Raw genomic sequence first — 23,553 nt, forward strand, 5'->3', positions numbered from 1 at the left:
TCAGGAACCGTTTTCTACAATTATTTTACTATTAATGCAGTCAATTGACGATATAGACGGTTATACCAAACACAGGATACTACATCGCCAACCCCAAATACTCTCCAAAAACAATTTTTATATGACAGAAAACCAGCTGGATGTTAAACCAATCATTTTCATGATTGACGGCATACCGATGCAACAATTATGCCAGAAATTAAAAAACTCAAAAGTTATCTCTGAAAGGCTGGGTCATTCAAACTAGTAAGGCTGCTTGTGGGCAAATAACGGTTTAGTCTCACATAAACGTTGTTATTACATCACACGTTTAAACATCTTCTCCATCTCATACGTGCTGTGGTGGATAATGATCGGCCGGCCGTGCGGGCATGTGAACGGGTCTGTCGTTCGGCGCAGGTCGTCCAAGAGCGCTTTGATTTCATCGTTTCGCAAATGGCGGTTCGCTTTGATTGAGCCTTTGCAGCTCATCATAATGGCCGCTTCCTCCCGCAGTTTCTTAATATCGATCTGTTTGGCGTCAAGCACCTGCTGAATGATTTCTTCAATCAGTTCAGCTTCTTCCCCTTTTGGAAACCAGGCCGGATGGCAGCGGACGATGTAGCTGTTCGTGCCGAATGCTTCTAAAAACACTCCGACACTTTCAAGCTCATGCTGATGCTGGTCAATGATCAGCGCTTCATTTGCCGCGTAATGAAAGGTGAGCGGCACGATCATGTCCTGTACTTCAGGCTCGACCTGCCCGACTTTCTCCCGGAAATATTCGTATTTAATCCGTTCTTGGGCCGCATGCTGGTCAATGATATACAAGCCGTTTTCGTTTTGGGCTAAAATATATGTCCCGTGCATTTGGCCGATCGGATACATCACCGGAACTCTTTCTTCAGAGACAGCTTCCGGTTCCGGAGTATCGGAAACAGGCGCTGCCGTTTCGGGCATACCGATCTCCGGCGGCACTCCGTGATCCGATTCATTCGGGAGGATCTCTTCTTCTATTATTACCGGCTCAGGCTCTTTTACGACCGAACTCAGCTTCATCGGCGAGTACGACGGTTCCGGCGTTTTTTCTGGCAGTTTCCGCTCAGGGGCACTTTCCTCGAACGTTATGAATTGCTGTTCGTTTTTGGCCGGTGCCGGCGCTGTTTTTTTCGGGAGCTGGGCGCTCGGAATAAGCCGCTGCTTTTGAAACACTTCCTTTATCCCGTCACGGATCAGCTCATGCAGCTCCGTCTCTTTGCTGAGGCGGACTTCAAGCTTCGACGGATGGACATTGACATCGACCAAAATCGGGTCCATCGTAATTTCGATAAACGTAATCGGATGGCGGCCGATCGGCAGAAGTGTGTGATAGCCCTCATGCACCGCTTTTACAAGCGGGAAATTCTTAATGTATCTTCCGTTAATGACAGATGACATGTAGTTTCGGGATGCACGCGTGATTTCCGGAAGTGCAATGTAGCCCTTGACTTCAAAATCAAGCGAGCTGACATGGAGCGGTATCATTTTTTTCGCAACCGCCGTCCCGTAAATTGCGGCCAGCACATGGCGCACGTCCCCGTTACCGTTTGTCTGCAGCAGATTTTTCCCCTGATGACGGAGACGGATCGATACTTCCGGATGCGCAAGAGCGATCCGGTTAACAACATCCGTAATATTGCCGAGCTCCGTATGCACGGTTTTCATATATTTCAATCTGGCGGGTGTATTGAAAAACAGGTTGGTAACGATAATCTCCGTTCCTTTTCTGCTGGAGGATTTCTGTTCAGAAATGATATTCCCGCCCTGAAGAATGAGATGGGTTCCAGCTCCCTCACCGATGCTCGTTTTGATTTCCAGATGAGAAACAGACGCGATACTTGGCAAAGCTTCTCCGCGAAAACCGAGTGTTCTCACCCGGAACAGGTCGTTTTCATCTTTGATTTTGCTGGTCGCGTGGCGGCGGAAAGCCCGCTTGCAATCATCGGTTTCCATCCCTTCGCCGTTATCGAGCACCCGAATCGACGAAAGCCCCGCTTCCTCTATGTCGATTTCAATGACTGTGCTGTTTGCGTCAATGGCGTTTTCCACCAATTCTTTAACGACTGAGGCAGGCCGTTCGACCACCTCGCCGGCCGCTATTTTATTTGAAAGTTCATCTGAGAGCTGGATGACTTTTGCCAAGTCCGTCACCTCTTTCTATTTTAATTTTTTTTGCAGCTTGTACATTTCGTTCATCGCTTCAAGCGGCGTCATATCGAGAATATTGATTGACTTAAAGGCTTCAAGCACTTGTTTTTCTTTATTAGAAACAGCCGGTGCCTTCTGTTCTTTTTCACCGTCAGCAAAAAAGGACAGCTGTGCCGGTTCTTCTCTGACGGCGGACTTTTTCTCAGATACCGCCGGAAGCTCCGGTTTATCTCCTGACTGCTCAAGCTGTTTTAAGATCTCCTGCGCGCGGCTGATCAGATCATCCGGGAGCTCGGCAAGCTGGGCGACATGAATGCCGTAACTTTTATCTGCGGCTCCTTCTTTGATTTGATGGAGAAACACGACCGTTCCGTTATATTCCTCTGCGCGCACATGAACGTTTTTCAGCTGAGGAAGCTTATCTTCAAGCACCGTCAGCTCATGATAATGCGTGCTGAACAGTGTTTTAGCGCCGATATGATCGTGAACATATTCAATAATCGCCTGTGCCAGCGCCATTCCGTCGTACGTTGATGTCCCGCGGCCGATTTCATCAAACAGGATCAGGCTGTCTTTTGTGGCGTTCACAATCGCGTTTTTCGCTTCCAGCATTTCCACCATAAAGGTGCTTTGTCCGGAAATCAAATCATCCGCTGCCCCGATTCTCGTGAAGATTTGATCAAAAATCGGCAGAACCGCTTCTTTTGCGGGCACAAAACAGCCGATCTGGGCCATGATCGATAGAAGTGCGATCTGTCTCATGTACGTGCTTTTACCTGACATATTCGGACCCGTAATCAGGAGCATTTCCCGCGAATCGCCCATCAGGCAGTTGTTCGGGACGTATTCTTGACTGTCCATCACCTTTTCAACGACGGGGTGTCTCCCTTCAATGACTTTTACTTCATTATCAGAAAAGACGGGCTTTGTGTAATGCCTGTTTTCACTGATCGTAGCAAAGCATTGCAGTGCGTCCAGCTCACTCATTTGTTTGGCAAGACGCTGCAAGCGCGGAATAAATTGTTTCACCTTTTCACGCAGTCCGGCAAAAAGCTCATATTCCAGCTCGCAGATGTTATTTTCCGCTTCTAAAATAAGCGCTTCTTTTTCCTTCAATTCCGGCGTAATGTACCGTTCGGCGTTTGTGAGGGTCTGCTTCCGCTCATACCGTCCGTCTTCAAGCAGATGAAGGTTTGCTTTTGTGACTTCAATATAATAGCCGAACACTTTATTGAAACCGACCTTTAATGAACGGATGCCCGTATAAGCGCGTTCCTGCTGCTCCAGTCTGGCAATCCAGTCTTTACCGTTTTTGCTGGCGTCACGGTACTCATCGAGCTTCTGATGATAGCCGTCTTTAATTAAGTTGCCTTCTTTTAACGATAACGGCGGGTTTTCATGAAGGGCTTCTTCTAACAGGTCAAGCAAATCTCCGCACGGATCAATCAAGCCGGCGCGTTCTTTTGCTTTTTTATGGTTAAGAGACCCTACAAGCTCTTTAATGCTCGGCACTTGTTTTAAAGATTCTTTCAGCTGGATTAAATCCCTTGCGTTGACGTTTCCGAATGCGACCCGGCCCGCCAGACGTTCTAAATCGTATACTTCCTTCAGGCGCTCGCGCAGATCTTCACGCTCAAACAGATGATTGATCAGCGTCTCGACCATTTCCTGGCGTTCTTCGATTTGGGATGCCCTGATCAGCGGGCGGTCAATCCATTGTTTGAGAAGCCGGCCGCCCATTGCTGTTTTCGTCTCGTCTAAAAGCCAAAGCAATGACCCTTTTTTGCTTTTCGAACGGATCGTTTCCGTCAGCTCAAGATTCCGTTTTGAATACAGGTCAATTTTCATCGCTTCTTCCAATTCATATACTTGAACCGGCTGCAGATGATCCAGGCTCCGTTTTTGCGTTTTCTGCAAATACGTATATAAACGCATAAACGTCTCTGTCAGCTCTTCGCCCGGCAAGTGCTTTGCGATTTCAATGCGTTCTGTTATTTCCCCGTCTTCGATGGAAATCGTGGCGCCGCACCGTTCTTTCAGCTGAGCAGCTGTAAGTTCGTTAAACTTGCTTGATACGACAATTTCCTTTGCGCCGACTGAGTAAATTTCTGACATGACATCTTCAATCCGCTCAATAAATACGGCCAGGTTTTCTCCGGTCGTTAAGTCCGATAAAGCGAGACCGTATCCGTTACGAAATTCGGAAACGGAAGCGATAAAGTTGTTTTCCGATTCATGGATGCCTTTTCCATCCATCACGGTTCCCGGTGTGATCAGCTGGACGACTTCTCTTTTCACAACGCCTTTAGCCGCCTTCGGATCTTCCGTCTGCTCACAGATCGCCACTTTATAGCCCTTTTTAATCAGCTGTTCAATATAAGCCGCCGCGGAATGATACGGCACGCCGCACATCGGAATTTTATCAGCCGAACCTCCGTCTCTGCTTGTCAGTGTAATTTCAAGCTCTTGTGACGCTTTTTTTGCATCTTCAAAAAACATTTCATAAAAGTCACCAAGCCGAAAAAATAAAAAGGCATCTTGGTGCTCTGCCTTTATCTTCAAGTATTGCTGTATCATAGGCGTGTAACTAGCCATCATTTAATCCCTCACTATGTATCTTCTCTTATCCGAATCCCATTATAACATAAACAAAAGAGTGATATCTTTATATATAAAAAAGAGACTTGGGGTGTTAAACTCCCCTAGCCTCAACTTATTCTTCAGGATCTCCGACTAAAAATTCAGGGTTAATGTCCTCTAATTCTTCATCAAGATCGTCTTCCCAATCATCATCATCGTCTTCTTCCCAGTCAGGATTGACTTCGACGACGACTTTCGTTTCACCGACCACTTCTGCTAAAAATTCTCTCTCTGCCTGAACCACGATTTTATTTCCGTTAGGAGAAATGGTGACTTCAAGACAATTCGGCTGCTGCAGCACTTTGGCAATGACTTCGTGTTCGTCATCTAAGTAATTTGTGTCTCTGTATCTGAGTTTAATCACATCGACATACTTTACTCTCTCGGTTACAACTTCCGTTTTTGTATTATCGGCGTAAGAGTACCAGACGTTTATATCATAATACCCTTCAATTTCTACAGTCTTCCCGATCTTTTCGGCATCGTACTTGTGGTTGATAATCCAGCCGCCCAATATACTTGACGGTTTTTCTCCAGGTGAGATCGTGTTGGTGCATTGGGTGAATTTTCTTCCTTTCGCAACTACCGCTTTCGTAATAATTTCCCTGTATTCAGACATTCCGGCAGGCCTCCTTGTTCTTCTTCGTGTTATCTTATGCTGGGCATTTGTCTCATGTGCATTTTTATAATAAAAATATAAAAATACAAAGTTTCTGTTTCATTGTATGCAGCCCTGCCCAGAAACTTTACTTTTAAGTATGATAAAACTTTCCAGTAAAATGGGACAAAACGGTGAGCCGATGAAAATTTAGTACATATTACAATTAGTTCTCAAATAGCAAAAAAACACGGGCCGATGAAGGCCCCGTGTTTAAATAGAACAGCTGTTATTCGAATGTTTTACTTTTGAACCGGTTTCTCCCGTCAGCAGGTTGCCTCCGGTAGATGTAATGATTTCGTTTGTCACCTGATTTGAGATCGTATGTGCGACAAGCTGAAGAAGGTCATTGACCTCAATCTGGGAATCTCTGAATTCCTGAATGATCGGAATCCCTTCAAGCTCTTCCTGCAGGGCGTCAATTTTACTTTCCACTTGTTTCAGCGCTTCAAGCTTTTCGTAGTGCTTCAGGTTAACGGCTTGCTTTTGCAGGGTTTTAATCTGATTAATAATCGCAGAGACTTTTTCATTTTCGTTAATCTGCGCCTCAGCGCGTTTGAAAAAATCAACTTCTTCTGTTTCAGAAATCATTTTCGCAAGGTTCCTAGCCTGCTGTACAATGTCTTTCTTAGAGTAAAGCGTCATTATTATTTCACCTCGATTGCTTCTCCTGCCATCACACCGTCAAGCGACCATGTTTTCGCCTGTTCGATTTTGACGCGTACAATCTTGCCGATGGCGTCTTTCGGCCCTTTGAAGTTGACGAGCTTGCTTTTTTCCGTATAGCCGGCAAGAATGTCAGGGTTATTTTTGCTTTCTCCCTCAACTAATACTTCGACAGTCCTGCCTTCATATTCCTTCATTTTTTTGGCTGAAATTTCTTTCACCAAATCATTGAGGCGCTGAAGACGTTCTTTCTTGACCCTCATCGGAACATTGTCTTTCATCTTCGCTGCCGGCGTGCCTTCACGCGGAGAGTAAATAAACGTATATGCGCTGTCAAATTCCACTTCTCGATATAACGAAAGCGTTTCTTCAAACTGTTCATCGGTTTCATTCGGGAAACCGACAATAATATCGGTCGTCAGTGAAGCGTTCGGCATCGCCGCTTTAATTTTTCCGACAAGCTCCAGATAGCGTTCTCTGTCATATTTGCGCGCCATCATTTTTAACATCGCTGAGCTTCCTGATTGAACCGGAAGATGGATATGGTCAAGAAGGTTGCCGCCTTTGGCGAGCACTTCGATCAGATGATCATCAAAGTCACGCGGATGACTCGTCGTGAATCGGATTCTCGGAATATCAATTTTACGCAGTTCGTCCATTAAATCACCGAGACCGTACGTCATATCCTCAAAATCTTTTCCGTACGCATTCACGTTTTGACCGAGCAGCGTGATTTCTTTATAGCCTTCGCTTGCAAGTCTTCTGACTTCCTGGATAATTTCCTCAGGACGGCGGCTTCGTTCTTTTCCGCGGGTATACGGTACGATGCAGTATGTGCAGAACTTGTCACAGCCGTACATAATGTTGACCCAGCCTTTAATTTTTCCGTTGCGGACTTTCGGAAGGTTCTCAATGACATCCCCTTCCTTCGACCACACTTCAATGACCATCTCTTTTGATAAATATGCCTCTGATAACAGTTCCGGCAGACGGTGAATGTTGTGCGTGCCGAAAATCATATCGACAAACGGGTGCTTCTTAAGGATGCGGTTTACGACTGATTCTTCCTGTGACATGCAGCCGCAGACGCCCAGAATCAGGTCCGGGTTATTTTTTTTGAGCGCCTTTAAATGGCCGAGCTCTCCGAACACTTTGTTTTCAGCGTTTTCCCGGATAGCGCAAGTGTTTAATAAAATAACGTTCGCGTCATCAACCGAATTTGTCGCTTCATAACCGAGCGCCATAAAAATACCCGCCATGACTTCCGTATCATGCTCGTTCATTTGGCACCCGTACGTGCGGATATAAAATTTCCTGCCTTCACCGAGGCCTTTAAATTCTTCTGAGATTTTAAAATCGTTATGATATTGAACGGATTCTTTGCCCCGTTTTTTCGCATCTTTTAAAGAAGGCGGAATATATACGGCTTCAAAATACTTGCTGTAATCCTTTTCGGATGTTTTGTCCGCTGGATTCACTTGTCCGCTTTCCTGCTTTTGCTTTTCATTCATGTTCGAATGTCTCCTTTCAACCGAAACTTCCACCCTCAAGTATACTGGTTAAAAGCGTTTGGCACAACCGCCAGCCTATTATTGTACACCTTATTGAGAATAAGAATCAATCAGAAATAAAAAAGAGGGAATCATTTCCCCCTTACACAAGCTGAAACTCTTTTGCGGCTGAACGGATTACTTCCAGGGCCCGGTCAAGCTCCTCTTTTGTATGCTCCGCCGTAATAATGGTGCGGATTCTCGCTTTTCCTTGGGCGACCGTCGGATACACGATGCTTTGTGCAAAGACGCCGCGGGTCAATAAAAGGTCTGATAATGCCTGGGCTTTTTCTTCCTCCCCTATTAATATCGGCACGATCGGTGTTTCGCTTTTTGTGAGGGTCAGCCCCATTTGAACCAGTTTATCTTTGAAATACGCCGTGTTCTCCCACAGCTTTTCCATATGCTCAGGCTCTTCCAGCAGGACGTCAATGGCTTCTATGCATGCGGCCGTTACCGCAGGCGGATGAGAAGTGCTGAATAAGAAAGGACGCCCTTTATGGCGCAGGTAATCGATCAGAACCTGCGACCCCGCGGCGTAACCGCCAAGCACTCCGATGGCTTTGCTTAATGTGCCCACCTGTATGTGAACTCTTCCGTCAAGCCCGAAGTGATTAACCGTTCCCCTTCCGTTTTTTCCGAGTACGCCGGAAGCATGCGCGTCGTCGACCATCACAAAGGCATCGTACGACTCTGCAAGTTTGACGATGTCAGGCAAAGGAGCGATGTTGCCGTCCATTGAGAATACGCCGTCGGTGACGATCAGGCGCATGCGGTAATTCATCGATTTTTTCAGCACCCTTTCCAAATCGTCCATATCAACATGGCGGTACACCTTTTTATCTGCTTTTGTGAGCCTGATCCCGTCAATGATGGAAGCATGGTTCAGTTCGTCAGAGATCACGATATCCTCTTTTGTAAGAATGCTTGATAGGACGCCCTGATTCGTTGTGAACCCCGATTGAAAAACAAGTGCCGCTTCTGTTTTTTTAAAGTTTGCCAATTTCTTCTCCAGCTCATTGTGCATTGTGAATGTTCCGGCGATTGTCCGGACGGACCCCGTACCCGCTCCGAATTCTTCCGCGGCGCGTTTGGCCGCTTCGACAAGCCTTGGATGCGACGTCAAACCGAGATAATTGTTCGATGAAAGCTGTATCACGTTTTCCCCTTTGACTTCCACCGACGGACCCTGCTTCGTTTCAATTTGTTTCATTTGCTGCCACGTTTTATTTTCTTTCATTTTATCAAGCTCGGCTTTTAGAAATTCAAATTCTTTCATTATAGAACCCTCCCCTTATGGAATCAAAATGACTTTGCCGCACTGGCCCTTTCTCATCAGGTCAAACCCTTTTTCAAAGTCTTCAAGCGGAAACTGATGCGTGATCACCGGCGTCAGATCAACAAGGCCGGATTCAAGCAGGTGCGATACCTGCCGCCATGTTTCAAACATTTTTCTGCCTGTGATGCCTTGGACGGTAAGTCCTTTAAACACCACGTCATTTGTCAGGTCAACCGTCACCGGACGTTCCGGCAGACTCAGCATGTGGAACCTTCCCCCGTTGGCCGCCATCTTTAATCCTTGTGTTATGGCTGTCGGGTGGCCGGACATTTCACAGACAAGGTCGATTCCTTCTCCGCCTGTTAAGGTGTCGATCACCTCAAGCGGATCTTCCTCGTCAGCTGGAATGGTGATCGTGGCTCCCAATTTCTTCGCAAGAGCCAGCCTGTAATCATTTTTATCAATGGCCGCAATACGGGACGCACCGGCCGCTTTAGCCACCGCCACCGCCATCAGTCCGATCGGTCCGCAACCGATAATTGCAGCGGAACCGCCCGCAAGCTGGCTGTTTTCCAGCACCGTATGCACCGCGTTGCCAAGCGGCTCTTGAACAGAAGCGACGGCGGGGTCCATATCAGCGGGATTTTTCCAAACATTTCGAGCCGGCACTTTGACATATTCAGCGAAGGAACCGGCTGTATCTACGCCGAGGATCTTTGTATGGGTGCACACATGATGTTTTCCTGTTAAACAAGGGACACAAGTACCGCAGACGAAGTGGGTTTCAGCCGAAACGTAGTCACCTATTTTGACATTTGTGACGTGCTTGCCCGTTTCCGCTACGATACCGCTGAATTCATGTCCGAATACTTGAGGTGTTTTGATTCGTTTCTGCGCCCATTGATCCCAATTATAAATATGCACATCTGTACCGCATATAGATGCGGCCTGTACTTTAATGAGAACTTCATTCTCATTAATGGAAGGTATGGGAATTTCTTTCAGAGTTGCTCCGAAAGCGTTTTCATTTTTGACGATAGCTTTCATCTTTCCTCCCAACACGTACACTCCTCCTCGAAAAAACACTGTAATAACTGGATTGTAACATGATATAAAAAGGAGGTAAATACCAGTGTCCACTCCAAGAAAACAACTGCTTCCGTCCGGAAAAATGGGCGGGATTTTTTTTGAATATTATATGAATAAAGCCATTTATCATCTCTTCGTACTATCAATATAATATTGTGAGAAAATATGACAACAATAAAAACAACCCGCTCGCCTTACGCAAGCAGGTTGAGAATATCATGTTTTTGTTTTTAACGGGGTTCGACGATTAACTTAATCGCCGTTCTTTCTTCTCCGTCAATCTGTATATCTGTAAAAGCCGGAATACAAATCAAATCTACGCCGCTTGGCGCGACAAAGCCTCTGGCAATCGCAACCGCTTTAACAGCCTGGTTTAAGGCACCCGCCCCAATTGCTTGAATTTCGGCGGCTCCGCGTTCCCTCAATACACCGGCAAGCGCGCCTGCTACTGAATTTGGACTTGATTTTGCTGAAACTTTTAAGATTTCCATTTCTGCTCCCCCTTAGTTTTACAATGGATAAGTGAGTGTTCATTAGAACAATCATTATTAGATGTTGCTATCCAAAAAGCCATCCCCACAATGCTTTTCAAAAATAGCGGGCTACCTTCCATTTCTACTATATTCACTAAGAAGTTGCTATATTCCTGCTTTTCCTTTTAATATTTTTATAAAATAAACACATGATCACCTATTCAAAGAACATATGGTCATCATTGATTAATATCCGTTCGATATTTACGGCCTTTTTCGTTTGATCGTCGATGTCAATGAGCACTCCGCTCAGCGTAGTTTTACCTTCCGCCACCGTAAACCGGACGGGAAGATTGGTTTTAAACCGCTTGATGACCGTTTCTCTGTCCATACCGAGAATTCCGTCGTACGGACCCGTCATGCCTACATCAGTAATATATGCCGTTCCTTTCGGTAAAATGCGGTTATCTGCCGTTTGCACGTGTGTATGGGTGCCTACCACGGCAGAGGCTCTTCCGTCTGTGTACCAGCCGATCGCAATTTTTTCGCTTGTCGCTTCGGCGTGAAAATCAATAAAAATGTACGGCGTGCGCTTTTTCGCTTCTTCTATTAATTCATCCGCTTTAGCAAACGGATCATCAAGCGGCGGAAGAAACGTCCGCCCCTGTAAATTAATGACGGCAAGCTCTTTTCCGTTCGATTTAATATAGGTAATGCCTTTGCCCGGTGTACCTTCCGGGAAGTTCGCCGGGCGGACAAGATGCGGCACATCATCAATAAAGTCGAAGATCTCTCTTTTATCCCACGTATGGTTTCCCATTGTAATGGCATCGGCTCCCGCTTCCATCAGGCTGTGGTAGATCTTTTCTGTCAGTCCTTTTCCGTGTGCTGCATTTTCTCCGTTAATAATTGTAAAATGCGGTTTATGTTTCGCTTTCAGTTTCGGGACATATTCTTTTACCATGTCGCGGCCCGGGGAACCGACAACATCTCCGATAAATAAAATTCTCATACATTCCATTCCTTCCTTTTCAGGGACTCAAAAAAATAAAGTGATGCGCTAAGCATCACTTTATTTTGCATACTCTACGGCTCGAGTTTCTCTGATTACGGTCACTTTAATGTGGCCCGGATAATCAAGCTCGTCCTCAATTCGTTTACGGATATCACGTGCCAAACGATGGGCTTCTAAATCATTAATGGAGTCCGGCTTCACCATGATGCGAACTTCACGGCCGGCCTGAATCGCAAATGATTTTTCAACACCTTCGTAAGACTCGGAGATTTCTTCAAGCTTTTCAAGTCTGCGGATATAGTTTTCGAGCGTTTCACTTCTCGCGCCCGGTCTTGCGGCTGACAGTGCATCAGCGGCAGCGACCAGAACGGCGATAATGGAAGTCGGCTCTTCGTCTCCGTGGTGTGACGCAATACTGTTAATGACGACTGGATGCTCTTTATATTTGGTCGCAAGCTCCACTCCGATTTCCACGTGGCTTCCTTCCACTTCATGGTCAATTGCTTTTCCGATGTCATGCAGAAGACCGGCCCGCTTGGCAAGCTTTGCATCTTCTCCAAGCTCGGAAGCCATTAAACCGGCTAAAAACGCAACTTCCATAGAATGTTTCAGTACGTTCTGCCCGTAGCTTGTACGGAATTTCAACCGGCCGAGGATCTTGATCAGATCCGGGTGGAGTCCGTGAACGCCAACTTCAAACGTCGTCTGCTCACCCATTTCCCGGATATAGTCATCAACCTCACGGCGGGATTTTTCAACCATTTCTTCAATGCGCGCCGGGTGAATACGGCCATCCTGAACGAGTTTATCAAGAGCGATTCTTGCCGTCTCCCGTCTGATCGGATCAAATCCGGAAAGAATGACTGCTTCAGGTGTGTCATCAATAATCAGGTCAATACCTGTAAGCGTTTCAAGCGTACGAATGTTACGCCCTTCACGGCCGATGATACGTCCTTTCATCTCATCATTCGGAAGATTGACGACCGATACCGTCGTTTCGGCAACATGATCTGCTGCACAGCGCTGCAAAGCAAGCGACAGAATGTTTTTCGCCTTTTTATCTGCCTCTTCTTTCGCACGGTTTTCGGTTTCTTTTGTCATGATGGCGATGTCATGTGAAAGCTCATTTTCAACCCGGTCAAGAATGATTTGTTTCGCTTCATCCCGTGTCAGGCTCGAAATGCGTTCGAGTTCTGACTGCTGCATACGAATCATCTCATCCACTTTGCTTTCCATCTCTTCAATATGTTGTTGTCGTTCATTCAGAGAATGATCTTTCTTCTCCAACATCGCTTCCCGTTTATCAATTCCTTCATGTTTACGGTCAAGATTTTCTTCTTTTTGAAGTAAACGGTTTTCTTGTTTTTGAAGCTCATTTCGTCTTTCACGAACTTCCTGTTCAGCATCTATTCGAAGTGTATGGATTTCGTCCTTTGCTTCAAGCAGAGCTTCTTTTTTCAGTGCTTCAGCATCACGCTTTGCATCTTCAAGGATTTGCTCGGCAGCACCGCGTGCGCCCGCAATCTTTGCTTCGGCAATGGTTTTACGAACATAGTAGCCAACAACTAAACCGAGCAGAGTCAGCAAAATGGAGATGAGAACCGTCATTGGGGTCATACTTTCACCTCCTCTTGCTATGAACTTGGTTTTTGCTTAAATAAGTGCCGGCATGTACATTGTTTGATTTTCTCAACATACAGAACCTTCACAGGGAATGAGTCTCTCATGCCCTTGTCAAGTTTAAATGGTTTAACAATCATGTTAAAAAAACAAATGTTACAACTTCATTGTAATTGTGTCGGAAATACTTGTCAAGCTTGCCAGCTTAACGATTCGCCTTCAGCTCGGAATCTTCGCCATGTATATATCATACCATACCTAGATCCGCTTTTCGTGAATGACGGCTCTGTCAGTCCGCCTGGTTAAGCAATTGGTAAATTCTATTGTTTACCTGTCCCAATTTGGCGTTATTCTGAATGTTTGACAGTAATATGACATATTTGCTTGCCGAATGGCTGAAGCTGTTCAAAATGTTGTAACCGGGCATAACACCGTGATTGGAATAGCTTCCCGGATCAATGTAAAACCCCATGCCGTAAGCGGCACTGCTTCCTGCTGTAAACATTTTTGTGAAGCTTGCTTTTGAAAGGAGCGTGTTGTTTACGATCGCTTTATCAAATTTATAGAGATCTTCAGCGCTCATATACATGTCGCCCGCCCCGTACAGCTGCGATAAGTCCAAAAGGTGCGGCGTTATAAGACTGCCGCTCTCATCGACTTTGTAGCCGACGGCAGGATATTTGGCTTTGGCAAATGTTTTGTAAAATCCGGCATGCTTCATTCCGGCCAGTTTGAACACGTGTTCTTTTATATATTGTTCATAAGACTCCCCGCTGACCTGAGATACGATATAAGCAAGCACTGAATAGTTGGAATCCCTGTAATCCCAAACCCCGGGCTGCCGTTTAATTCCGCGGTTTTCTATATCCTTGATTAAATCAATTGGAGAAATCGGTCCCTGACCCTCAATATGCCCGTTTATGCCGGACGTATGATTGAGCAGGTTTTTCAATGTAATGCGCGTGCCGTTAGGAAAATTCGGCAAGTATGTACTGACGGGGTCACTCGTCTGCAGCAGCCCTTTTTCTTCAAGCTGCAGGACAGCCGTCGCGATTAACGCTTTTTGTGAAGAACCGATATAATATGATGTCTCCGGATTGTTTTTAATTTTTTGTTTTCGGTCCGCATAGCCAAAGCCTTTTTTCAGCACAACTTTTCCATCTTTTACGATCATTGCTGTGCCGCTGAACCCGATCTGTTGCAAGTAATTGCTGATCTGTTTATTGTGATCGATTGATTTAGGTGTTTTCTCTTTTTGCGTCTTTTCTTTTTTCTGTTGAGTCTGGTCTTTTGAAGTATCAGATTGAGCGGCGGGAGCGCTTTTAACGGATTCCTTCTCCCGGTGATGCGCTGTGACGGTCCAGATCATAATAAAAACAGTGACAAGCAGCAGAAAAAGAAACAGCCCTCCCGTTTTCATCAGCTTCTTCTTTCTTTTTTTATTTATTCTTGTGCGGCGGGGGCTCGTCATCTTTTTTCCTCCTCAGATATAATTTCAACTTTCGCCATGATGTTAGACGAGTGAAGGGTGAAAAAAGTTGTAACATTCCAGATAAAATTTTCCGAAACAGCCAGTGTTTTTTGAAACACACAAAAAAAGAGCGGAAATTGCTTATTCCGCTCTTTTGATCGTGTTTTTATTCTTCTAATTCCATCTCTTCCTGAACTTCTTCCGCTTTGTCCGTTACACCGTTATTGTCCAAACCGTAATATTCACGGATTTGCTCCTGAATCATCAGCATGATGTCTTTATTTTCTTTTAAGAACTGCTTGGCGTTTTCACGGCCCTGGCCGAGGCGTTCTTCTTCATAAGAATACCATGAACCGCTTTTTTGGACGATATCCAGTTCAGTTCCAAGGTCGATGATTTCCCCTTCTTTGGAGATTCCTTCACCGTACATAATGTCCACTTCAGCCGTACGGAACGGAGGAGCGACTTTGTTTTTTACGACTTTAATTCTCGTTTTATTCCCCATGACGTCGTTGCCCTGCTTTAATTGCTCGGCACGGCGCACTTCAAGGCGCACGGAAGAATAGAATTTCAGCGCGCGGCCCCCCGGTGTCGTCTCCGGATTTCCGAACATAACGCCGACTTTTTCACGAATCTGGTTAATAAAGATTGCGATTGTTTTAGATTTATTGATGGCGCCGGAAAGCTTACGGAGCGCCTGAGACATGAGACGCGCCTGTAAACCGACGTGTGAATCACCCATGTCACCTTCAATTTCAGCTTTTGGAACAAGCGCCGCAACAGAGTCAACGACTACGATATCAACAGCTCCGCTTCGCACCAGCGCTTCAGCAATCTCTAGCGCCTGCTCTCCCGTATCCGGCTGAGAAAGCAGAAGCTCTTCGATATTGACACCGAGCTTTTGCGCGTAAACAGGATCAAGAGCATGCTCAGCATCAATAAATGCTGCCTGTCCGCCTTTTTCCTGAACCTCAGCGATTGCGTGAAGCGCTACAGTCGTTTTACCTGAGCTTTCAGGTCCGTATACTTCAATAATCCGTCCGCGCGGGTATCCGCCTATTCCGAGAGCGGTATCAAGTGCAAGGGAACCGCTTGGCACCGTTGAAATTCTTGTATCTGTTTTTTCTCCGAGCTTCATGATGGAACCTTTGCCGAATTGTTTTTCTATTTGCTTAAGAGCCATATCTAAGGCTGCCTGACGATCACTCATTTATTTTTTCCTCCTTTATCTTGCCACTACATATACTATACCTTGTTTACTGGCATTTGCCAAGAAAAAAGCGAACGCATATTCGGATTTTTTCCGCGTTCGCTTTTCTGCAAAAGAGCATAATTTCCCTTGTGAAACTTAAAAATCAGAGAAAATGCCTCTTTAAAACTTTATTTTTGATCCAGCATTTTTAAAATGAGATGGCAGCCGTATTTAGCGGCGCGCTTTCTGATTCCGGTTCTTGAGCCGGCAAAGTTAAATTCGTGCACCTCTTCTTTTCCTTCCGCTGAAATGCCGATAAAGACGCGGCCCGGAGCATGCCCTTCCTGCGGGTCGGGACCCGCAACCCCGGTAAAGCTGATGCCGATATCGCTTCCGGTCAGCTTTCTCACACCGGCTGCAAGCTCTTTCGCACACTCTTTGCTGACCGCTCCGCTTTCTGCGAGCGTCTCAGCTTTCACGCCGAGCACATGCTGTTTCACGCTGTCGGAATAACAGACAACGCCCCCTGCAAATAGTTGAGACGCACCTCTTAAATCAGTCACCCACTCTGAAAACAGGCCGCCTGTAAAGCTTTCGGCAGAAGAAATCGTGATTTTGTTTTGTCTGCATGCTTTTGAAAGCTCCTTCACCAGAGACGTATCATCATATCCGTAGAAAAATTCACCGACACGTTCTAAAATGGCGGCTTCCGTTTCTTTTAAAAGCCGTTCTGTTTCTTTTTCGTCGGCATGTTTCGCCGTTAAACGCAGCGTGACCTCACCGTCAGCAGCGAGCGGCGCAATCGTCGGGTTCGTCTGCGCGTCAATGATATCTTCTAAATCAGCTTCAAGCTGGGATTCACCGATTCCGAAAAACCGCAGCACGGTTGAAACGATTTTCTCATTAGAACCGAGCTTTTTAAGAAGCAGCGGCTTCGCTTCATTTTCAAACATCGGACGCAGCTCGCTCGGCGGCCCGGGAAGCAGCATATAAAGCCTTGAGCCGTGCTCTGCAAGCATTCCCGGCGCCATGCCGAAATGATTCGCCAAAACGTCTGAGCCCTCAATGACGAGCGCCTGTTTGCGGTTATTCGGCGACATGGTCCGTTTTGTTTTCACGAAATATTCTTCGATCGACCGGAATGCTTCGTCATTCAGAACGAGCGGGCGCCCCAGTGTGTTTGCAATGGTTTCTTTCGTTAAATCGTCCTTGGTCGGCCCGAGGCCGCCTGAAAAAATAATCAGGTCTGAGCGCTCTTCGGCAATGCGGATGACATGCTTAAGCCGCTCCGGATTGTCACCGACAGCGGTATGATAAAACACGTTTACACCGATTTCCGCCAGCTCTTTACTGATAAACTGCGCGTTCGTATTGGCGATCTGGCCGAGCAGAAGCTCCGAGCCGACTGCAATGATCTCTGCTTTTTTTGCTATTTCCATCTTTAAGTCCTTCTTTCTTAGTTAGATGTTTTTAACGCATCCCAGTTCTTCGCAAAATAATCCCAGCCGGAAATGACTGTGAAGAGCACAGCTACCCATAAAGCGATATCGCCGAACGGGAAAGAAACGAGCTCAAACGGAAGATTATGCAGCAAAAGCGCGGCAACAGCGATGATCTGAGCCCATGTTTTAATTTTCCCCAGCATATTGGCGGCTACAACTTCCCCCGTTCCCGCCAGCACAAGTCTTAATCCCGTTACGGCAAATTCGCGGCTGATGATGATGATGACCATCCACGCCGGCGCAAGGTCAAACTGCACAAGCGTAATTAATGCCGCGGATACCAGCAGTTTGTCAGCCAGCGGATCTAAAAATTTCCCGAAGTTTGTCACGAGGTTCAGTTTTCTGGCGTAGTAGCCATCCACCCAGTCAGTCGTTGATGCGATAATGAATAAAACAGCTCCCGTAAGATGCGCTACCGGAATCGATTCATCCCCTATATGAACGCTGCCCCACTGAAAAGGAACAAGCATGATAATCATAAATACAGGAATTAAAGCGATTCTTGCCAGTGTGATTTTATTCGGTAAGTTAAACATAAAGCCCCTCCAATAATATGTACTCGGACGTGAAGAAAAAGTCATCTTAATCGTTCAGATGACTTTTCCCCTTTTATTTTTTCATCTTGATTGTGATGGTCTGCGCCATCACATCATGCGGATTGAGTTCATAGGACAGAACCTCTCCGTTGATTTTAATTTTCAGGTTAGGGGCATAGCCCGTGCGGATTTCAATCTGCTTTTGATCCGTGACGTCTTTTTTAAAGGTTTCGCCTTTTTGCAGCGTTCCTTCTTTTAAAGAACCGCCGCTGTCATCACGGACGCGGATCCATGCGCTGTCAGAAGCAATCAGTTCAAGCTTATACTTATCTGCCCCGGAGACGTTGTATGAAGAAGCTGAGCCTTCCGTTCCGGCCGCTTTGATCTCCGTCGTTTCACTGCTTTTTTCTTTCTTTTTCTGCTCTGATGCTTTTGTGTCCTTTTTATCTTTCTTGCTGTCAGATTGCGCTTCGTCATTTGTATTGCCGTCGTTTTTCAGCGCAGAATCCTTAGGAATCTCATACTTGCTCTCACTTTGGGTGACGGCTTTATCTCCGTCTGTCTGTCCGGATTTGCTCATTCCGAGCTGAATAATCGCATAAATGATCGCGATGACGATAATGACACCGATGACGACAAGGACGGTCGGAAGCCATTCCGCCGCCTTTGAAGCGGACTTAGGAAGCTCCCTTTGCATGGCGAGACCGGAAATTTTTTCCGAAACATCGTCATGGTACGTGTTAGGGATGTCTTTTTTATATTCTTCAAATAACTGATCGGAATCAAGCCCGACAGCTTCAGCGTATTGCTTGATAAACGCCCGCACATAAAAATTGCCGGGAATGACGTCATAATTGCCTTCTTCCAGAGCGGTTAAGTATCTTTTCTGAATTTTCGTCGCCGCCTGGAGTTCATCCAATGACATCCCTTTTTCCTCTCTGGCTTCTTTAAGCCGGATTGCTAATTCTGTCACAACAAACACCTTCCAATATTAAAAATCAAAGCTTGAAAAACCGGTCTGATCAAACATTTGCGGTTCTTCTGCATGTTCATATGTAATGACTTCGTCAGGATCATTTCTGAGTTCGATAATATAATCGAAATCATCGAGCGTATACTCCGAATTTTGAACAAAAATATCGGGGTGCTCCACGACCTTTGTCGCCGGAAGCCGCATAATTTCACTGACGAGCTGAAGATGGCGCTCAGATCCCCGTCTTGTCGAAACGATGCCGTCGAGGATAAACACGTTTTCCGTGCTGTATTCATCGGCAACCAGCTGGCTCCGGATCGTTTGTTTTAGCAGCGTTGATGATACGAAAAGCCATCTTTTGCTGGCACAAACGCTTGACGCAACGATGGACTCCGTTTTTCCGACCCTCGGCATTCCCCGGATTCCGATCAGTTTGTGCCCTTCTTTTTTAAACAGCTCGGCCATAAAGTCAACCAGAAGACCGAGCTCGTCCCTTTCAAAACGGAAGGTTTTTTTGTCATCGGCATCACGCTGAATGTATCTTCCGTGGCGGACTGCGAGACGGTCGCGAAGCCTCGGTTCTCTCAGCTTCGTTACTTTAATGGTCTCCATTGTTTTTAAAATTGATTCCAATCGTTTAATTTGATCTATATGCCGGCATCTGAGCAGCATTCCCCTTCTGGAAAGGTCGACACCGTTAATTGTGACAATATTAATTGACAGCATCCCGAGAAGAGATGAAATATCCCCGAGCAGGCCGGGGCGGTTCACTTGAATTTCATATTCAAAATACCATTCGAGCTTTGCCAAATGATATACCCCCTCCATTGTGGCAAATTTTTACCTTCCTTTATCATAAAACATTTTTCTCTAATTAGAAAGAAGAATGTTGCTCTATAGAGGAAAACATAAAAAAAGAGAGGAGAAATCCCCCCTCTTAATGAGTGCTGTTATTTTCAACAAGCTTCACCATCATATTTGCGATGGCGCGCTGTTCATCTTCAGAAGCAACGCTCCAAAGATCAGCAAGCACTTTTTCCTGATGGTTTTTCGAGTCGACTTCGTTCGCAAGGTAACCGCCGATTTCTGTAGCGAGGTCAGTGATCGTTTCATCACTCATCCCTTTTTCCTGCGCATAGTTCAATCTGTCGCCAAGGAAATTCTTCCAATTATCCCAGTTTTCTAATACTGACATGTTGGGTTCCTCCATTTCATCTGTTGTTACAAAATTATTTTGTCCGTGCAGATGCAAACTATACACACATTTTTTTCAGCAGTGCCAGCCGCCGTTTACGGATAATATATGCCCCGTAATATAGGAAGCCTTGTCCGATAATAAAAAGGCCGCCGCTTCGGCGATTTCCTCCGGCTTTGCCAGCCGGCCCGCGGGAATTTCCTCTGCCAACGCTTCTTTTTCATCAGACGTGAACTGATCAAGCATATTTGTATCAACGGCACCCGGCGAGACTGCATTCACGCGGACGCCGCTCGGAGCAAGCTCTTTGGCAAGCGCTTTGACGAACGAATGCTGCGCTCCCTTGACCATGCTGTATAATACCTCGCACGATGCGCCTGTTTCTCCCCAGACGGAACCGATCGCGACGATGCCCCCGCTTTTTTCCCGGATCATGCCGGGCACCAGATTACGCGCCAAAAGAAACGGACTCGTCACATGCAGCTGCACCATCTCCCGCGCCATGTCATCCGTAACGTCCGTAATCAGGCCGAAATGACTTTTGCCGCTGTTTAGTATCAGGGCGTCCACAGGCTGCTTAACGGAACGGCTGAGTGTCTCCGCGCCATCCGGTGAGGACAGATCCGCCTGAATAACGGAGGCTTTTACGCCGAATGATGCGCTCAGCCTTTCCGCAAGCCTGTGTGCGGCTTCCTTATTAGAATGATAATGCAAAAGGACGTCATATCCGTTTTTTGCGAGGACTTCACTTATACTTTGTCCGATTCCGCCGCTTGCTCCGGTTACGAGCGCTGTCTGTTTCATCAATCAATACTCCTTCTTTCCCCAGAAAAACATCCCTCAGGGCGTGAGGGATGTTTTTGTTATGATTTTGGCACGACTTTGCAGACTGTCAGCCTGTCTTCTGATATTTCTTCTTTAATGACCCGCTTTACGTCTTCCAGCGTAATCTGCTCCAGTACGGTTACGACATCAAACAGACTCATATCTAAAAAGGCGTAGCGTGTAAATTGGTTGGCGATATATTCAGGCGAATTGAGCGCTTTTAAGAATGACCCGATCTTCTTTTTTCTCGCAAGATCAAGTTTTTCCGCAGTCACGGCTGATTCCGCATCAAGCAGCATGTGTTTTAATTCGTCAGCGAGCTTATCCGGCTCCGGTGTATCTCCTCCGACAGAGGCAAAACCGAATCCGTATTCAGCCGTGTAATCAAAGCTGAAGGTTTCATCAATGTAGCCTTTGTCGTACAAGTCACCGTAATGCGGTGAGCTTTTTCCGAAGAGACATTCAAGCATGAGGTTCATGCTGAGCTCGTGCTTCAACAGCTCCCGCCCCGTTTTATAAGGGTCTTTCGCCTTTAAGCCGACAAGACATTTTGAGCCTTGCACGTTCATTTTCAACTCCTGCTCCCGGCGGAAAACCGCTTCCTGCTCCTGAACTTCTTCACGTTTGATTTCGGGCTGGTCTGTAAACGGCTTTTTCTCCTGGTTTTTCCGCACCTGGCTGATGACCGCTTCAGGATCTGCGGGACCGACGATAAAGAGCAGCATATTGCTCGGGTGATAAAACGTTTCGTAGCACTCATACAGCAGATCTTTCGTAATATGAGAGATGCTCTCCACCGTTCCGGCAATGTCAATTTTCACGGGGTGGTCTTTATACATATTTTCGATAAGGCCGAAAAACAGCCGCCAATCCGGATTATCATCATACATATTAATTTCCTGGCCGATGATGCCTTTTTCTTTTTCAACTGATTTTTCCGTGAAATACGGGTCCTGAACAAAATCCACGAGTGTTTCCAGGTTTTTCTCCACATTAGAAGTGCTGGAGAACAGATAAGCGGTTCGTGTAAATGATGTAAAGGCATTTGCCGACGCCCCCTGCTTACTGAAGTCCTGAAACACGTCGCCGTCCGCTTTTTCAAACAGTTTATGCTCCAGAAAATGCGCGATTCCGTCAGGGACGTGTACCATTTCTTCCTTATTTAAAGGAACGAATTGATTGTCAATGGAACCGTACTTTGTCGTAAACACGGCGTATGTTTTATTAAAGCCCTGTTTCGGCAGCACATAGACATCAAGGCCGTTTGCCATTTTTTCATGATACAGCGTTTCTTGAAGCTGTTCGAAGTTTATCGGTTTAGTCAAGATGCTCCCCCCGTCCCTTTTAAGAAATAAGTCGTATCCAGCTTAATGTTCTTTCCGACATTGATAATGTCCTCTTTTGTCACTTTCTCGATATTGTCAAGGAATCTTTCGATCGGTATCTCTACTTGGGCTGAGGCCTGCTGATACAGAAATTCCGCTAAACCGTATGCCGTATCAATGGTTTCTAATACTTGATTTTTAATAACGGCTTTCGTTTGGGCGATATCATCTTCTGAAAAGTCACCGTTTTGCATAGCCTGAAACTGTTCTTCAATGATGGTGACGGCCTGCTTGTAATTTTTCACCTCAATGCCCGACATGACCATCAAAAGCCCTTTGAAGCTTTCCACCCTTGAGGCTGCATAATAGGCGAGGCTCGCTTTTTCACGGACATTTATAAACAGCTTTGAATGAGAGAAACCTCCGAACAGCCCGTTAAACACCTGCAATGCAGGATAATCCGGATCTGTATATGTCGTATTGGTCCGGAATCCGATATTCAGCTTGCCCTGCTTGACGTCCTCTTCATCAATGACTTCCTTCGGATCGGGCTGTTCATTCGCCGCGCTTCTTTCAAAAGGCTGCAGCTCCCGTTCTTCCGTTTTAAAATACGTATCAACGGCCGTTTTCACTTGATCTGTATCAACATCGCCGATGACGTACAGGTCCAGCTGGTCTTCGCGTATGGCTTTTTGATAGGCTTCATACAAATCTTGCGGTGTAATGTGTTCAACATCATCGAACTCGCCGTTGACGTGAAGCGCATACGGTTCGCTTTTGCACATTTCCTGAACGAGACGCAGATTAGAATATCTCATCTTATCATCATATACGGCTTGAATCCGCTGTTTCAGCGTCCGTTTTTCCTGCGTGACATAAAGGGGCAGGAAGGCGCCGTTTTCCAAAGCGGGCGAAAAGACAAGCTCTGATAAAAGCTGAAGACCTTTTTCCAATAACGGTGTGCGGTCCTTCAGATACTTTTCATTAGGAATCTCAAGTCTGAACGTAATGACATGACGTTCTCCCTTTTTTGTCAGATCAGCTGAAACGGATGTGCCGTACAGCTCATCAAAATAAGACCGCAGATCAGCGGTTTTCGGGCGGCTTTCTGTTCCGCGCAGAAGCACATGCGTAAACAGCGCCCTTTTTGTTACGAGCTCTTTCGTTAAAGGAGCCAGCATTTTAAACGTCAGCGAAACGGTTTTAAATTTCTCGGTCTTTACGATGTGGGCGGTGATCCCGCCGTGCTTTGACTTCATTTCATTTACGTAAGTCATGTGAAACCTCCTTCGTTCATTCTTTCATAGTATGTATTATGACCAAATTTCAGCATTCGCAAAAAAGAGTACGCAGATGTAATTATATCAACTGGAGGATT

20 protein-coding genes are annotated in these 23,553 nt (G+C 46.0%); all 20 read right to left on the bottom strand.

Going from position 1 to position 23,553, the window contains the following annotated elements; all coding sequences use genetic code 11:
* Positions 1-297: 297 nt before the first annotated feature.
* Entirely contained in the window at positions 298-2,160 is a 1,863-nt protein-coding gene (gene mutL, locus OVA33_RS16210; RefSeq protein WP_128974076.1) for a DNA mismatch repair endonuclease MutL, read from the bottom strand.
* A 15-nt stretch (positions 2,161-2,175) separates the two neighbouring features.
* On the bottom strand, positions 2,176-4,761 hold the full coding sequence (gene mutS, locus OVA33_RS16215; protein WP_128974200.1) for a DNA mismatch repair protein MutS: 2,586 nt from the start codon (positions 4,759-4,761) through the stop codon (positions 2,176-2,178).
* Between the two features lie 118 nt (positions 4,762-4,879).
* Positions 4,880-5,425, bottom strand: a complete 546-nt coding sequence (gene cotE / locus OVA33_RS16220) for an outer spore coat protein CotE (protein ID WP_003154111.1) — start codon at positions 5,423-5,425, stop codon at positions 4,880-4,882.
* Between the two features lie 252 nt (positions 5,426-5,677).
* A complete protein-coding gene (locus OVA33_RS16225) occupies positions 5,678-6,109 on the bottom strand; it encodes a regulatory iron-sulfur-containing complex subunit RicA (protein WP_003154113.1) in 432 nt (143 codons plus the stop codon).
* A 2-nt stretch (positions 6,110-6,111) separates the two neighbouring features.
* Entirely contained in the window at positions 6,112-7,641 is a 1,530-nt protein-coding gene (gene miaB, locus OVA33_RS16230) for a tRNA (N6-isopentenyl adenosine(37)-C2)-methylthiotransferase MiaB (protein WP_012117585.1), read from the bottom strand.
* A 142-nt stretch (positions 7,642-7,783) separates the two neighbouring features.
* Positions 7,784-8,962: a glycine C-acetyltransferase gene (locus OVA33_RS16235; RefSeq protein ID WP_128974075.1), complete on the bottom strand. Its 1,179-nt coding sequence runs from the start codon at positions 8,960-8,962 to the stop codon at positions 7,784-7,786.
* Positions 8,963-8,974: 12 nt separating this feature from the next.
* Positions 8,975-10,021, bottom strand: coding sequence for an L-threonine 3-dehydrogenase (gene tdh, locus OVA33_RS16240; RefSeq protein ID WP_106067965.1), 1,047 nt, complete (start codon positions 10,019-10,021; stop codon positions 8,975-8,977).
* 257 nt (positions 10,022-10,278) lie between these two features.
* Complete coding sequence (gene spoVS / locus OVA33_RS16245; protein ID WP_003154135.1) at positions 10,279-10,539, bottom strand: stage V sporulation protein SpoVS; 261 nt, start codon at positions 10,537-10,539, stop codon at positions 10,279-10,281.
* A 199-nt stretch (positions 10,540-10,738) separates the two neighbouring features.
* The gene (locus tag OVA33_RS16250; RefSeq protein WP_003154137.1) at positions 10,739-11,533 is read right to left on the bottom strand and encodes a TIGR00282 family metallophosphoesterase; all 795 of its coding nucleotides are present in this window, start codon (positions 11,531-11,533) and stop codon (positions 10,739-10,741) included.
* Positions 11,534-11,593: 60 nt separating this feature from the next.
* Positions 11,594-13,153 carry a ribonuclease Y gene (gene rny / locus OVA33_RS16255; protein ID WP_003154140.1) on the bottom strand — a complete coding sequence of 520 codons (1,560 nt, stop codon included), beginning with the start codon at positions 13,151-13,153 and terminating at the stop codon, positions 11,594-11,596.
* A 292-nt stretch (positions 13,154-13,445) separates the two neighbouring features.
* Positions 13,446-14,627: a serine hydrolase domain-containing protein gene (locus OVA33_RS16260; protein WP_128974074.1), complete on the bottom strand. Its 1,182-nt coding sequence runs from the start codon at positions 14,625-14,627 to the stop codon at positions 13,446-13,448.
* Between the two features lie 166 nt (positions 14,628-14,793).
* Complete coding sequence (gene recA, locus OVA33_RS16265; protein WP_003154145.1) at positions 14,794-15,837, bottom strand: recombinase RecA; 1,044 nt, start codon at positions 15,835-15,837, stop codon at positions 14,794-14,796.
* Between the two features lie 170 nt (positions 15,838-16,007).
* Positions 16,008-17,258: a competence/damage-inducible protein A gene (locus OVA33_RS16270; protein WP_017417798.1), complete on the bottom strand. Its 1,251-nt coding sequence runs from the start codon at positions 17,256-17,258 to the stop codon at positions 16,008-16,010.
* Between the two features lie 17 nt (positions 17,259-17,275).
* Positions 17,276-17,857: a CDP-diacylglycerol--glycerol-3-phosphate 3-phosphatidyltransferase gene (gene pgsA / locus OVA33_RS16275; RefSeq protein ID WP_007409821.1), complete on the bottom strand. Its 582-nt coding sequence runs from the start codon at positions 17,855-17,857 to the stop codon at positions 17,276-17,278.
* A gap of 73 nt (positions 17,858-17,930) precedes the next feature.
* Complete coding sequence (locus OVA33_RS16280) at positions 17,931-18,830, bottom strand: helix-turn-helix domain-containing protein (protein WP_017417797.1); 900 nt, start codon at positions 18,828-18,830, stop codon at positions 17,931-17,933.
* A gap of 18 nt (positions 18,831-18,848) precedes the next feature.
* Positions 18,849-19,640, bottom strand: coding sequence for a DUF3388 domain-containing protein (locus tag OVA33_RS16285; protein ID WP_003154149.1), 792 nt, complete (start codon positions 19,638-19,640; stop codon positions 18,849-18,851).
* A 127-nt stretch (positions 19,641-19,767) separates the two neighbouring features.
* Positions 19,768-20,025 carry a DUF3243 domain-containing protein gene (locus OVA33_RS16290; RefSeq protein ID WP_003154150.1) on the bottom strand — a complete coding sequence of 86 codons (258 nt, stop codon included), beginning with the start codon at positions 20,023-20,025 and terminating at the stop codon, positions 19,768-19,770.
* A gap of 75 nt (positions 20,026-20,100) precedes the next feature.
* Positions 20,101-20,829: an elongation factor P 5-aminopentanone reductase gene (gene ymfI / locus OVA33_RS16295; RefSeq protein WP_014417800.1), complete on the bottom strand. Its 729-nt coding sequence runs from the start codon at positions 20,827-20,829 to the stop codon at positions 20,101-20,103.
* Between the two features lie 59 nt (positions 20,830-20,888).
* Positions 20,889-22,175 carry an EF-P 5-aminopentanol modification-associated protein YfmH gene (gene yfmH / locus OVA33_RS16300; protein WP_025649450.1) on the bottom strand — a complete coding sequence of 429 codons (1,287 nt, stop codon included), beginning with the start codon at positions 22,173-22,175 and terminating at the stop codon, positions 20,889-20,891.
* Complete coding sequence (gene yfmF, locus OVA33_RS16305; protein WP_063636645.1) at positions 22,172-23,452, bottom strand: EF-P 5-aminopentanol modification-associated protein YfmF; 1,281 nt, start codon at positions 23,450-23,452, stop codon at positions 22,172-22,174. The genes yfmH and yfmF overlap by 4 nt, the downstream gene beginning before the upstream one ends.
* Between the last annotated feature and the right edge of the window lie 101 nt (positions 23,453-23,553).

It is taken from the genome of Bacillus sp. KICET-1, assembly GCF_027721405.1.
In the GTDB taxonomy this organism is placed as follows: domain Bacteria; phylum Bacillota; class Bacilli; order Bacillales; family Bacillaceae; genus Bacillus; species Bacillus velezensis.

Bases quoted from the DNA above. Each gene is read 5' to 3' on its own strand.
- spoVS (WP_003154135.1), bottom strand. From the start codon at position 10,539: ATGGAAATCTTAAAAGTTTCAGCAAAATCAAGTCCAAATTCAGTAGCA.
- cotE (WP_003154111.1), bottom strand. From the start codon at position 5,425: ATGTCTGAATACAGGGAAATTATTACGAAAGCGGTAGTTGCGAAAGGA.
- OVA33_RS16225 (WP_003154113.1), bottom strand. From the start codon at position 6,109: ATGACGCTTTACTCTAAGAAAGACATTGTACAGCAGGCTAGGAACCTT.
- ymfI (WP_014417800.1), bottom strand. From the start codon at position 20,829: ATGAAACAGACAGCGCTCGTAACCGGAGCAAGCGGCGGAATCGGACAA.
- miaB (WP_012117585.1), bottom strand. From the start codon at position 7,641: ATGAATGAAAAGCAAAAGCAGGAAAGCGGACAAGTGAATCCAGCGGAC.
- OVA33_RS16290 (WP_003154150.1), bottom strand. From the start codon at position 20,025: ATGTCAGTATTAGAAAACTGGGATAATTGGAAGAATTTCCTTGGCGAC.
- rny (WP_003154140.1), bottom strand. From the start codon at position 13,153: ATGACCCCAATGACGGTTCTCATCTCCATTTTGCTGACTCTGCTCGGT.
- OVA33_RS16250 (WP_003154137.1), bottom strand. From the start codon at position 11,533: ATGAGAATTTTATTTATCGGAGATGTTGTCGGTTCCCCGGGCCGCGAC.
- recA (WP_003154145.1), bottom strand. From the start codon at position 15,837: ATGAGTGATCGTCAGGCAGCCTTAGATATGGCTCTTAAGCAAATAGAA.
- pgsA (WP_007409821.1), bottom strand. From the start codon at position 17,857: ATGTTTAACTTACCGAATAAAATCACACTGGCAAGAATCGCTTTAATT.
- OVA33_RS16270 (WP_017417798.1), bottom strand. From the start codon at position 17,258: ATGGAAATAGCAAAAAAAGCAGAGATCATTGCAGTCGGCTCGGAGCTT.
- mutS (WP_128974200.1), bottom strand. From the start codon at position 4,761: ATGGCTAGTTACACGCCTATGATACAGCAATACTTGAAGATAAAGGCA.
- OVA33_RS16260 (WP_128974074.1), bottom strand. From the start codon at position 14,627: ATGACGAGCCCCCGCCGCACAAGAATAAATAAAAAAAGAAAGAAGAAG.
- yfmF (WP_063636645.1), bottom strand. From the start codon at position 23,452: ATGACTTACGTAAATGAAATGAAGTCAAAGCACGGCGGGATCACCGCC.